Annotated in this window: 8 protein-coding genes; 7 read left to right on the plus strand and 1 reads right to left on the minus strand. The window is 75.9% G+C overall.

Annotated features, from left to right (window positions below; all coding sequences use genetic code 11):
* Both ACGFZL_RS18505 and ACGFZL_RS18510 read left to right on the plus strand, forming a co-directional pair.
* Nucleotides 1–1,035 carry an SMP-30/gluconolactonase/LRE family protein gene (locus tag ACGFZL_RS18505; protein ID WP_393692890.1) on the plus strand — a complete coding sequence of 345 codons (1,035 nt, stop codon included), beginning with the start codon at nucleotides 1–3 and terminating at the stop codon, nucleotides 1,033–1,035.
* Nucleotides 1,036–1,193: 158 nt separating this feature from the next.
* Complete coding sequence (locus ACGFZL_RS18510) at nucleotides 1,194–5,117, plus strand: carboxypeptidase regulatory-like domain-containing protein (protein WP_393692892.1); 3,924 nt, start codon at nucleotides 1,194–1,196, stop codon at nucleotides 5,115–5,117.
* Between the two features lie 20 nt (nucleotides 5,118–5,137).
* Here the strand turns inward: ACGFZL_RS18510 and ACGFZL_RS18515 are convergent, their stop codons facing one another.
* A complete protein-coding gene (locus ACGFZL_RS18515; protein WP_393692894.1) occupies nucleotides 5,138–7,390 on the minus strand; it encodes an ATP-binding protein in 2,253 nt (750 codons plus the stop codon).
* A 269-nt stretch (nucleotides 7,391–7,659) separates the two neighbouring features.
* On the opposite strand from ACGFZL_RS18515, the gene ACGFZL_RS18520 reads away from it, so the two are divergent.
* The 5 genes from ACGFZL_RS18520 (at nucleotide 7,660) to ACGFZL_RS18540 (ending at nucleotide 11,540) form a co-directional block, all read left to right on the plus strand.
* The gene (locus ACGFZL_RS18520; protein WP_393692896.1) at nucleotides 7,660–9,465 is read left to right on the plus strand and encodes an ATP-binding protein; all 1,806 of its coding nucleotides are present in this window, start codon (nucleotides 7,660–7,662) and stop codon (nucleotides 9,463–9,465) included.
* 78 nt (nucleotides 9,466–9,543) lie between these two features.
* Entirely contained in the window at nucleotides 9,544–9,981 is a 438-nt protein-coding gene (locus ACGFZL_RS18525; RefSeq protein WP_355176178.1) for a roadblock/LC7 domain-containing protein, read from the plus strand.
* 2 nt (nucleotides 9,982–9,983) lie between these two features.
* Nucleotides 9,984–10,358 (plus strand): DUF742 domain-containing protein, encoded by a 375-nt coding sequence (locus tag ACGFZL_RS18530; RefSeq protein WP_355176179.1) that lies wholly within the window; start codon nucleotides 9,984–9,986, stop codon nucleotides 10,356–10,358.
* Complete coding sequence (locus tag ACGFZL_RS18535; protein ID WP_393692899.1) at nucleotides 10,336–10,935, plus strand: ATP/GTP-binding protein; 600 nt, start codon at nucleotides 10,336–10,338, stop codon at nucleotides 10,933–10,935. The genes ACGFZL_RS18530 and ACGFZL_RS18535 overlap by 23 nt, the downstream gene beginning before the upstream one ends.
* Nucleotides 10,936–10,970: 35 nt before the next feature.
* Nucleotides 10,971–11,540 (plus strand): GAF domain-containing protein, encoded by a 570-nt coding sequence (locus ACGFZL_RS18540; RefSeq protein WP_355176181.1) that lies wholly within the window; start codon nucleotides 10,971–10,973, stop codon nucleotides 11,538–11,540.
* Nucleotides 11,541–11,635 lie beyond the last annotated feature (95 nt).

The raw sequence follows: 11,635 nt of genomic DNA on the forward strand, positions 1-11,635 counted from the left end.
ATGCCCGCGACCCGGCCCTTCCCGACCCGAAGCCTCCCGACCCGCCGGCGCACCGGCCTCCTCGCCGCCGCCGTCGCGGCCGCCCTCGCCGCGGTCTCGGCCGGCTCCGCCACCACGGCGTCCGCCACGCCGACGTCCGCCACCGCGGTGTCCGCCACCACGGGGCACGCCGCTCCCCGCCCGCACGTGCGCTTCGTGGCCCACCTGGACCTCGCCGGCGGGCAGCGCCCGGAGAACATCGCCCTCGAACCCGGCGGCGGCACGGTCGTCACCTTCGCGTTCAGCCGCCAGGTCGCCCGGATCGCCCCCGACGGCACGGTGCGCGTGCTCGCCACCCTGCCCGAGCCCCCGGCCGGCTCCGCCACCCCCGTGCTGTCCTCGCCCTTCCTCGGCGGCATCGTCCGCGCCCACGACGGCACCCTCTACTTCCTCTACGCCACCGGCAGCGGCGACCTGACCGGCCTGTGGCGGCTGCGCCCGGGCGGCACCCCGCACCGCATCGCCGCCCTCCCGGCCGGCGGCCTGCCCAACGGCCTGGCGTTCGGCGCGGGGGAGCGGGAGCTGTACATCACCGACTCGGTCCTCGGCACCGTCTGGCGGGTGCCCGTCACCGGCGGCACGCCCACCCGCTGGGCCGCCACCCCCGAGCTGGCCCCCGCCGGCTTCCTCGGGGCCAACGGCGTCAAGATCCACCACGGGGCGGCCTGGGTCACCAACCTGGACCGGGGGACCGTCCTGCGCGTCCCGATCACCCGGCGCGGCACGGCGGGACCCGTCGAGACCCGGGCCACCGGCCTGGCCGGCATCGACGACTTCGCCTTCACCGGCCGCGGCGACACCCTCCTCGCCGCGGTCAACGAGCCCAACGTGATCGCCCTGGTGCGACCGGACGGCACCCACCGCACCGTGCTGACCGGCGCCGACGGCCTGCAGAACCCGACCTCGCTCGCGGTGCGCGGGGGCACCGTCCTCGTCGCCGGCGGCGCGTACTTCACCGACCAGGACCCCAACCTGCTGGCCGCCCGGCTCCGCTGACGCCGGGCAGTGCGCTCCTGGGCAAGGGCGCGTGCGCGCCGAGTGCCGTCGGCGCCGTCGCGTCTGCCACCGTTCCTACGTGATCGTTCATCGGATCACCAGCTCATCGGCTCGTCCGCGAAACGTCCGCGGCGAACGCCTGTCACAGGAGTAGCACGTTGCCCATACCAAGGCTGTCCGGCTCGCGCCCGCGGCGCACACCCCTGCGTCTGGCCGTCCTCGTCCTTGCCGTCCTGGCGGCGGCGGGCGCGGGGCTGCCCCCGGCCGGGGCGGCCCCGGCGGGCCCGGCCGACACCGGACCGTCGGCCGCCAAGCCGGCCGTCGAGCAGGTCTGCGACGCGCCCCGGCCGGGCCGGGTCGGGTGCTTCGCGCTGCGGCGCAACGACGTCGGCGGCGCACAGGGGGCCCTGACGTCCGCAGCGGCACCCGGCGGCTACGGACCTGCGGATCTGCGGAGCGCGTACGACCTGCCGGCCGGCGGCGGCGCGGGGCAGACCGTGGCCGTCGTCGTGGCCTTCGACGACCCGACGGCCGAGTCCGACCTCGCCGTCTACCGGGCGCAGTACGGCCTGCCGGCGTGCACCACTGCCAACGGCTGCTTCCGCAAGATCGACCAGCGGGGCGGCACCGACCACCCGAAGCCCCACGAGGGCTGGGCCGGCGAGACCTCGCTCGATCTGGACATGGTCTCGGCGGCCGCGCCGGGCGCGCACCTCCTGCTCGTCGAGGCCGACAGCGACACCTTCGCGGACATGTTCGCCGCGGTGGACCAGGCCGTCGCCCAGGGGGCCCGGTACGTCTCCAACTCCTACGGCAGCGCGTACGACAGCACGTCCGGCAGCGGCGAGGACCCGGCGCAGACCGCCGAGTTCGACGTCCACTACGACCACCCGGGCGTCGCGATGGTCGCCTCCTCCGGCGACCACGGCTACGGCGTCACCTACCCCGCCGCCTCCCGGCACGTGACCGCCGTCGGCGGCACCGCGTTGCGGCGGACCACCACCGGCACCCGCGGCTGGACGGAGTCGGTCTGGCGCAACAGCCAGGGCGGCACCGGCTCGGGCTGCTCGGCGTACGAGCCGAAGCCCGCCTTCCAGTCCGACACCGGCTGCGCCCGGCGGACCGTCTCGGACGTCGCCGCGGTCGCCGACCCGCTCACCGGCGTGGCCGTCTACCAGACCTATGGCGGCCCCGGCTGGGCCGTGATGGGCGGCACCAGCGCCTCCGCGCCGATCATCGCGGGCGTCTACGCGGCCGCCGGCACCCCCGCCGCGGGCAGCTACCCCAACTCCTACCCCTACTTCGAGCCGACCGCCCTCAACGACGTCACCGACGGCGCCAACGGCACCTGCGCGCCCGGCTACCTGTGCACCGCGACGACCGGCTACGACGGCCCGACGGGCCTCGGCACCCCGCGAGGCACGGCTGCCTTCCGCAGCTACCCGCAGGGCGCGGTGAGCGGCACCGTCACCGACTCCGCCGGGCACCCGCTGGCCGGCGCCACCGTGACGGCCGACGGCCACCGCACCGCCGCCACGGGGGCCGACGGGCACTACTCCCTCGCGCTGCCACCCGGCCGGTACGACCTGACCGCCGACCTGTACGGCTACCACGGCAGTACCGTCACGGGCGTCGAGGTCACCGAGGGCGGCTCGGCGACGGCGGGCTTCGCGCTGCGGGCGGCGGCCACCCGGACCGTCACCGGCAAGGTCAGCGACGGCTCCGGCCACGGCTGGCCGCTGTACGCGACGGTCACCGCCGACGGCGTGCCCGGCGCCCCGGTCTTCACCGACCCCGGCACCGGCCGCTACCGGCTCCGGCTGCCCGAGGGCCGGGCCTACACCCTGCGGTTCGCCGCCCAGTACCCCGGCTACCGGACGGTCACCAAGGAGGTCACCGTCGGCCGCGGGGCCAGGACCGTGGACGCCGCCATCCCCGTGGACGCCGAGGCGGCCACCGCCGCCGGCTACGAGCTTCGGCCCACCGGCCCCACCGAGCGCTTCGACACCGCGGGCACCGCGCCGGCCGGCTGGAGCGTCGCCAACGCCGACCGCACCACCGGCGGCTGGGAGTTCTCCGACCCGGGACACCGCGGCAACCACACCTCGGGCACCGGCGGCTTCGCCATCGTCGACAGCGACCACATCGGCGGCGGCGCCCACCAGGACAGCTCCCTGCTCAGCCCGGTCTACGACTTCAGCGGCTACACCAGTCCACGGCTCGCCTTCGACACCGACTACGTCAGCTACAACGGCCAGAGCGCCTCGGTCGACCTCACCACCGACGGCGGCACCACCTGGACCACCCTGAAGACCTGGAACACCCCGCTGACCGGCCACGTGGAGCTGCCGCTCACCGCGTACGCCGGCGCCAAGACCGTGCAGCTGCGGTTCCGCTTCGTCGCCACCTGGGGCTACTGGTGGCAGCTGGACGACATCTTCGTCGGCGACCGGCCCTACGTCCCGGTGAGCGGCGGTCTGGTGGCCGGCACCGTCACCGACGCCAACACCGGCGCCGGCGTCGTCGGAGCCACCGTCACCAACGCCGACGCCCCCGGCCAGTCGGCCGTGACCAGGGCGACCCCGGACGATTCGCGGCTGGGCGACGGCTTCTACTGGCTGTTCTCCGCCACCCCGGGCAAGCACTCCTTCACGACGACCAAGACCAGGTACACCGCCGCCGCCAGGAACGTGCGGGTGACACCCGACACCGTCACCCGGGCCGACCGCGCCCTCGACGCCGGGCGGCTCAGGATCACCCCGGCGGCCGTCGACAAGACGCTTCCCCGGGGCGGCACCGGCACCAGGAAGCTGACCGTCCGCAACACCGGCAGGGCGCCCGCCGCGTTCACCCTCACCGAGCAGCCCGGCGGCCTCCCCGCCCAGCCGGCCAGGGGCGCGCCGCTGCGCCTGGTGCCCGGCGACGCCTCCCCGCTGCGGCAGCGCCCCGGCACCTCCGGCGACGGGCCGGCACCGTCGACGGCGGCGCCCGCGGCCGCCGGTGACGCCTGGCAGCCGGTGACGAGCCTGCCGGCGGCCGTCTCGGACAACGCGGTCGCGGCGTACGGCGGCCGGATCTACTCCGCCTTCGGCTACACCGGCAGCGGCTACACCTCCGACCTGTACGCCTACGACCCCGCCGCCGGCACCTGGTCGAAGCTCGCCCCGGCGGCCGACGGCCGCGCCGCGCCGGCCAAGGGCTTCATCGACGGCAAGCTCTACGCCGTCGGCGGCTGGGGCACCGACGGCGCCCCCGACGCCAAGCTGGAGATCTACGACCCGGCGGCCGGCACCTGGACCACCGGCGCCCCCGCGCCCCGGCCCTACGCGGCCTCGGGCAGCGCGGTCCTGGACGGCAGGCTGTACGTCGTCGGCGGCTGCACCGCCACCTCCTGCAACACCAAGGAGGTCTACGCCTACGACCCGGCCGCCGACCGCTGGTCGGCCATGGCCCCCTACCCCGAGCCCATCTCCTGGAGCGCCTGCGGCGCGATCGACGACCTGCTCTACTGCGCCGGCGGCACGGCCGACGGCGGCGCCACCCAGCACGCCTACGCCTACGACCCCGTGACCGACGCCTGGTCACCGGTCGCCGACCTGCCGACCACCCTGTGGGGCGCGGCCCACGCCACGGCCAACGGCCTGCTGCTCACCGTGGGCGGCCGGGCCCCGGCCGGCGTCACCAACCAGAGCTTCGCCTTCGACCCGCGGGCCGGCACCTGGAGCGCGCTGCCCAACGTCGCCGCGCCGGTCTACCGCGGCGGCGCGGCCCCCGGCCTCTACCGCGTCGGCGGCAAGCGCGACAGCCTCCTCACCTCCCCGCCCGGCGCCGGGGTCGAGGTGCTGCCCGGCTACGACCGGGGCGACACCGTCGGGGACGTGCCCTGGCTCGGCGTCGACCGGCGGCAGGTCACGCTCCGCCCGGGGGCCGCCGTCACCGTGCGGGTCTCGCTGGACGCGGCGGTCGCCGAGGCCGCCGAACCGGGCACGTACCGGGCGGAGTTGAAGGTGCGCACCGACACGCCCTACCACGTCGCCGCGGTCCCCGTGACGATGACCGTCGCGCCCCGCCGACGCCGTTGAGCATGCGCCCCGGCCACCACTCACCCCAGCCCGGCGAGGCGCTCCCTGGCCGTGGCCACGTGCTGGGGGTTGGCCGCGGCACCGAGGGCGAGGCACCGGGCGTAGGCGTCGCGGGCCTGCTCCCGGTGGCCGGCCGCGAGCAGCGCGTCGGCGAGGTGGATCAGGGCGCGGCTCTCCAGGCCGGGGTTGCCGCTGCCGTGGGCGAGGTCCACGGCGGCGCGCAGGTGCTCGGCGGCCTCCGCCCAGTTCTCCAGGAGGGCGTAGGTCCGCCCGAGGGACGTCTGGAGGTTGGTGCGCGAGAAGGCCGCGCTGTGCGGCTCGATGCGGTCGCCGGCCTCGTCGAGGAAGGCGAGGGCGCCCAGGTGCTCGGTGACCGACTCCTCGTGCCGGCCTGCCTGCAGCAGGGTGTCGGCGTGGCTGCTCATGGCGTGCAGCGTGCCGTGCAGGTCGCCCGCGGCCTTGAAGAGCCGGGCGGCCTCGCGGTTGTGGGGCGTGGCTGCGGGATGGTCGCCGAGCAGGCTGAGCGCCCAGGCCGTGTAGCTGTGTGCCCAGCCCTGCTGCGGGAGGTCGCCGGCGCGGCGGGCCGCGGCGAGGGCGCGATCGGAGCGGTCGAGGCTGTCCCGGTGGCGGCTCTCGCAGATGAGCAGGGCCCAGGCGAGGTAGTTGAGGTGGACGGCTTCCAGGAGCGGATCGCCGAGCGCCTCTGCGGCGGCGGCGCCGAGGGCGCAGACCTCGGGCCAGTGGCCCCAGAAGATCCACTGGTCGGAGAACCAGTGCAGGGCGTCGGCGACCTCCACCACCCTCGCGTGCTCGCCCCGGGCGGACGCGGCGCGCAGGGCGGCGAGCCAGTTCAGGCCCTCCGCCTGGAGCCAGCGCCGGGCGTGCTCCGCGGTGGACAGGTCGACCAGGCCCAGAGGGTCCGGGGGCGGGGCGCCGTGCCCCGGCTCGTACCACCGGCCGGCCGCGACCGCCGTCTCCAGGAGCCAGTGGTGGAGCCTGGCGCGGGCCGCCGCGGTCTCCTCCTCGGCCTCCTCGGCGGCCAGCCGGTCCTGGGCGTACAGCCGCAGCAGGTCGTGCAGGCGGTAGCGCTCCCGGTCCGTGCCCAGCAGCCCCGTCTCGACCAGCTCCTCCAGGGCGTCCTCGGCGTCGAACACGTGCTGCCCGGTCAGCAGCGCGGCGCCGGCGGTGCCCGTGTCGGGGCCGTCGACGAGGGCGAGCAGGCGGAACAGCCGGGCGGCGCCGGGGCTGAGCTGGCGGTAGGAGAGGTGGAAGGCCGCCGAGACGCGCAGGTCGCCGGCGGCCAGGGTGTCCAGGCGGCGCTCCTGCGAGGCGAGGCGGTCGGCGAGGCGGCGCACCGTCCAGCCGGTGCGCGTCGCCAGCCAGTTGCCCGCCACCCGCAGGGCCAGCGGCAGGTGTGCGCAGCGCTCCGCGACCTCGGCGAGGGCGTCCGGGTCGGCCTCCGCGCGCTCCCGGCCGACGACGGCGGTCAGGCAGGCGGCGGCCTCGGCGGGCGACAGCTCGCCGAGCGGCAGGCGGTGCACGCTCTCCAGCCCCGTGAGCATCCGCCGGCTGGTGATCACGACCATCCCCGCGCCCGGGCTCGGCAGCAGCGGGCGGACCTGCGCCTCGTCGCGCGCGTTGTCCAGGACCAGCAGGCAGCGCCGCTCCGCCACGGCCCGCCGGCACAGCTCCGCGTGGCCCTGCGGTCCCGCCGCGACCAGCTCCCGGTCGGCGACGCCCAGGGCCTTCAGGACGTGCAGCGCCAGCTCGGCCGGGCCGGGCGGATCGTCGTCCATGCCGCGCAGGTCCACCATCAGCTGCCCGTCGGGGAACCGGTCGGCCAGCGCAAGGGCGGCGTGCAGGACCAGGGTGGTCTTGCCCGTCCCCGGCGCCCCCGAGACCGCGACCACCGCGGGGCGCCCGCCGGACTCCTGGCCGGCCAGGGCCGTCAGCCGGGCCAACTGCGCCTCACGGCCCACGAAGTCGTCGATGTCCCGGGGGAAGGCGCGCACGTCGGCGAGGCCGCGGCGGGGGCTGCGGCCGAGCCGGGCGGCGGCCAGCAGCCGTGCCCGTTCCGCCTCGCCCAGTTCGAGTCCGTCCGCCAGCGCGGCGACCGTGCCCCGCTGCGGAGTGGTCCGCCGGCCCCGTTCGAGATCACCGATCCCGCGGGCGCTCACCCCTGACGCCTCCGCCAGCGCCTCGATCGTCAGCGACGCCGCCAGCCGCGACCGCCGCAGCAGCGCCCCGAACTCCAGCTGCCCCGCGTCCGCCATCCCGCCCCACCCCGCCCCTGCACCGCCGTACTTGGTGATCAGGCATCGTATATGCCTCTGGCCTGGTCAGCGGTGGTGCCGATGAGTTCTCGCTCTGCTGTTCGAGACCTCATACCAGAGTGGGACGCATCCCGGGGGAGTTCCCCAACTCCTCACCGCGCGACGTGCGGGCGACTACCGTCGGTGTCCGTCGGGTGACGCGTTCCGGGGCTCCGGTGCGTCTGCCGACACCGCGAGCACCCGCCCGACGGACCAGTACGAGGACCTCGATGTCGCATCTCCGCGCCCCGGCCGCGCGAGCGGACCGCCGCGAGGGCGGACGGCACGGCCGGCCGGCCGCCCGTACCGCCCCCGCGCTGCCCGAGACCCACATACGGCCCCAACTGCTGCGCCTGGCCGTGCTGCCACCCGTCGCGGTCGCGCTCAGCGGCTGCGCGGTCGTGCTGTTCACGGTCCGCTCCACCGGTGTCCGGCCAGGCGCCGTGCTGTGGGGCGTGCTCGGTGGCGCGGTCTTCGTGACCCTGGTGGCCGTCGGCATCGCCGCCGTCGCCGCCGACCGCGCCGCCCGCTCGGTGCACGACCGCGTCGGCGCCCTGCGCCGCAGCACCGCACGCGCGGAGGGCGACCTGCGCGGCGTGGTCGACGCGCTGCGGCGCGGCGAGGTCCCGCCCCGGCGTGCGCCGCGCCGCGGGCCGCCGGCCGGTGCCGACGACTTCGACCTCCTCGCCGCCGACCTCTCCCGCGCGCACGAGGGCGCCGTCACCGCCGTCGTCCGGGCCGCCCAGCTCTCCAGCCAGGTCGGCAGCGAGCAGAAGCTGGAGGTCTTCGTCAACCTCGCCCGGCGCCTGCAGTCGCTGGTGCACCGCGAGATCTCGCTCCTGGACGAGCTGGAGAACGAGATCGAGGACCCCGACCTCCTCAAGGGCCTCTTCCACGTCGACCACCTCGCCACCCGCATCCGCCGGCACGCCGAGAACCTCGCGGTGCTCGGGGGCGCCGTCTCCCGGCGGCAGTGGAGCAACCCCGTCGACATGACCGAGGTGCTGCGCTCGGCCATCGCCGAGGTCGAGCAGTACTCGCGGGTCCGCCTGGTCCCGCCCGTCGACGGCACCCTGCGCGGCCACGCCGTCGCCGACGTCATCCACCTGCTCGCCGAACTCGTCGAGAACGCCACCCTGTTCTCCGCCCCGCACACCGAGGTGCTGCTCCGCGCCGGACTCGTCACCTCCGGGCTCGCCGTCGAGGTCGAGGACCGCGGGCTCGGCATGCCCGTCGCCGAGCAGAACCGGATGAACGCGCTGCTCGCCGACCCGGACCAGGTCAACGTCGGCCGCCTGCTCGCCGACGGCCGCATCGGGCTGTTCGTCGTCTCCCAGCTCGCCAAGCGGCACGGCATCTCCGTGCGGCTCCAGTCCAACATCTACGGCGGGATCCAGGCCGTCCTGATCCTGCCGCAGAGCCTGCTGGGCTCGGCGCCGGACGCCGGCGACGAGGGCGCCGGCCTCGTGGGGGAGGTGACCGGACCCGAACCGGCGCCGGTGCCGATGTCGTTGCCGGCACCGGTGTCGACGCCTGTGCCCGCCCGGCCGCAGCCGCAGCCCGTGGCACCCGCCCCCGTCGCACCGCCGCGCCTCCGCCCGGTGGAGCCCCCGCCCACGGACGGCCCCGCGCCGCTGCCCCTGCGCGGCGCCGGGCGGGACCGGGCCACCCCGGCCGGCGCGGTGCCCGGCGTGCGGTCCGAGGACCGCGCGGCCCTCGCCGAGCACACCGCCGTCCTCGCCGAGCACAGCGCCGTCCCGCCCCTGCCGCCGCTCGGCGCCGTGCGCGGCACCATCGGCAAGCCCCACCTGCCCCGCAGGCGTGCCCAGGAGCACCTCGTGCCCCAGCTCCGCGGCGGCCCCGTGCCCCGGCAGGAGGGCGACGACCCGGCCGGCCACGATCCCGGCCTGATGGCGGCCTTCAGACGCGGCGTCAGCCTCGCGGAGGCCCAGCAGCACCTGGAGCGGACCGAGCTGACCGAGCTGCCGGAGCAGCAGGAGCGCCGGAAGCCGGTCCACCGCGACCACGCCGGGTGACCGCCGAGCCCACGCCGGACGATCACCGCGCCCACCCCCCACCTGACGACCTTCCCACCCCCAAGGAGTCGATCCCCCATGGCGAGCGATGCGCCGACCGGCCATGTTTCCGACCTCGACTGGCTGATGAGTGGCCTCGTCCAGCGCGTACCCCACACCACCAGCGCGGTGCTGCTGTCCTGTGACGGGCTGGTCAAGTCCGTGCACGGCCTCGACGCGGACTCCGCCGACCACATGGCGGCCCTCGCCTCCGGCCTCTACTCCCTCGGCCGCAGTGCGGGCATCCGCTTCGGTGACGGCGGCGAGGTGCGGCAGGTCGTCGTGGAGCTGGACTCGACGCTGCTCTTCGTCACCACGGCAGGGTCCGGCACCTGCCTCGCCGTCATGGCCGGCCGCGAGGCCGACGCGGCCGTCCTCGGCTACGAGATGGCCATGCTGGTCAAGAGCGTCCGCCCCTACCTGGTGACCGCGCCCCGGCAGCAGCACGCCGTCGAACCGCCGGCGATGAGGCCTTGAGGGTGGCCGCGGCCGGCGACGGGCCATGGCTCGACGACGCGGCCGGCCGCCTGGTGCGCCCCTTCACCGTCAGCAACGGGCGCACCCGGCCCACCGTCGCGCTCGACCTCATGTCCCAGGTCATGGCCACCGGCGCCACCCCGCTCGGCTATCTGGGCCCCGAGCACGCCCAGGCCCTCGACCTGTGCCGGGCGCCCCTGCCGGTCGCCGAGCTGTCCGCGCACCTGAGGCTGCCGGTGGCGGTCACCAAGGTTCTGCTCTCGGACCTTCTCGACTGCGGGGCGCTGACCACCAAACCCCCCGCCGAGTTCCACCACGACCCCACGGACCGGGACCTTCTGGAGGCAGTGCTCGATGGACTACGACGACAGCTCTGACCCCTTCCCCACCGCGCTGAAGATCCTCGTCGCTGGCGGCTTCGGGGTCGGCAAGACCACCTTCGTCGGCGCGGTCAGCGAGATCGCGCCGCTGAGCACCGAGGAACTGCTCACCACGGTCAGCGCCGCGACCGACCGGCTCGACGGCATCGAGAACAAGCGCGAGACGACCGTGGCCATGGACTTCGGCCGCATCACCCTCGACCCGCGGCACGTCCTGTACCTGTTCGGCACGCCGGGACAGGAGCGGTTCTGGTTCATGTGGGACGAACTGTGCGAGGGCGCGCTCGGCGCGGTGATCATCGCCGACACCCGGCGCCTGGAGGAGTCCTTCGCCGCCGTCGACTTCTTCGAGGAGCGCGGCCTCGGCTTCGTCGTCGCGGTCAACGAGTTCGACGGGGCGCACCGCTACGACCCCGAGGAGATCCGGATCGCCATGGACCTCCCGCCGGAGGTGCCCGTCGTGCCCTGCGACGCCCGCATCTCCAGCTCCGGGGTGCAGACCCTGCTCACCCTCGTACGCCACCTCATCGCCCACACACCGGCCACCGCCCCGGAGTACGGCGCCCGCAGGTGACGCCCGGGACACGTCCGAGACAAGGGAGCCCGCCCATGAGCTACGACCCGCCGCGCCCGGCCGGCCGGCTGCTGCTCACGCCCGAGGACCGGGAGGCGCCCGCCCGGGTGCGCCGGCTGCGCGGGCTGGGCCTCGCGCAGCGCCCGGAACCGGCCCTCGACGCCTTCGCCCGCGACCTCGCGGGGCTCACCGACGCGCCGTACGCGATGGTCAACTTCCTGGTGGAGGGCGGGCAGTTCTTCGCCGGGCTGCGGGCACCCGAGCCCGCGCCCGGCAGGGACGGCGCCCGGCCCGTGTTCGGCCGTCACCAGGCCCGCGACCACGGCTTCTGCCCGCACGTCGTGGTGCGGCGCAAGGCGCTGGTCCTGGAGGACGTGCGCGACTACCCGCGCTTCGCCGGCAACCCGGTCGTCGACGAGTTCGGCATCCGCTCCTACCTCGGCGCACCGCTGATCGACAGCACCGGGACGGCGCTGGGCACGGTGTGCGCCGCCGACGTCCGGCCGCGGAGCTGGGGGACGTCGGGCCTCGCGGCCATCAAGTCGGCGGCGGCCGACCTCGTACGGCGCATCGAGCGGAGCGCTGCGGACGGGCTGCCGCTCTGACCGGCCGGGCGGTGTGAAGGAGAGCTGCCGGGGCGGTTAAGAAATGCTCGATGGACCGGGGGCGGGCCGGTACGGCAGATTGCTGTGTGATCCCC

This window comes from Streptomyces sp. NPDC048182 (assembly GCF_043202555.1).
In the GTDB taxonomy this organism is placed as follows: Bacteria; Actinomycetota; Actinomycetes; order Streptomycetales; family Streptomycetaceae; genus Streptomyces.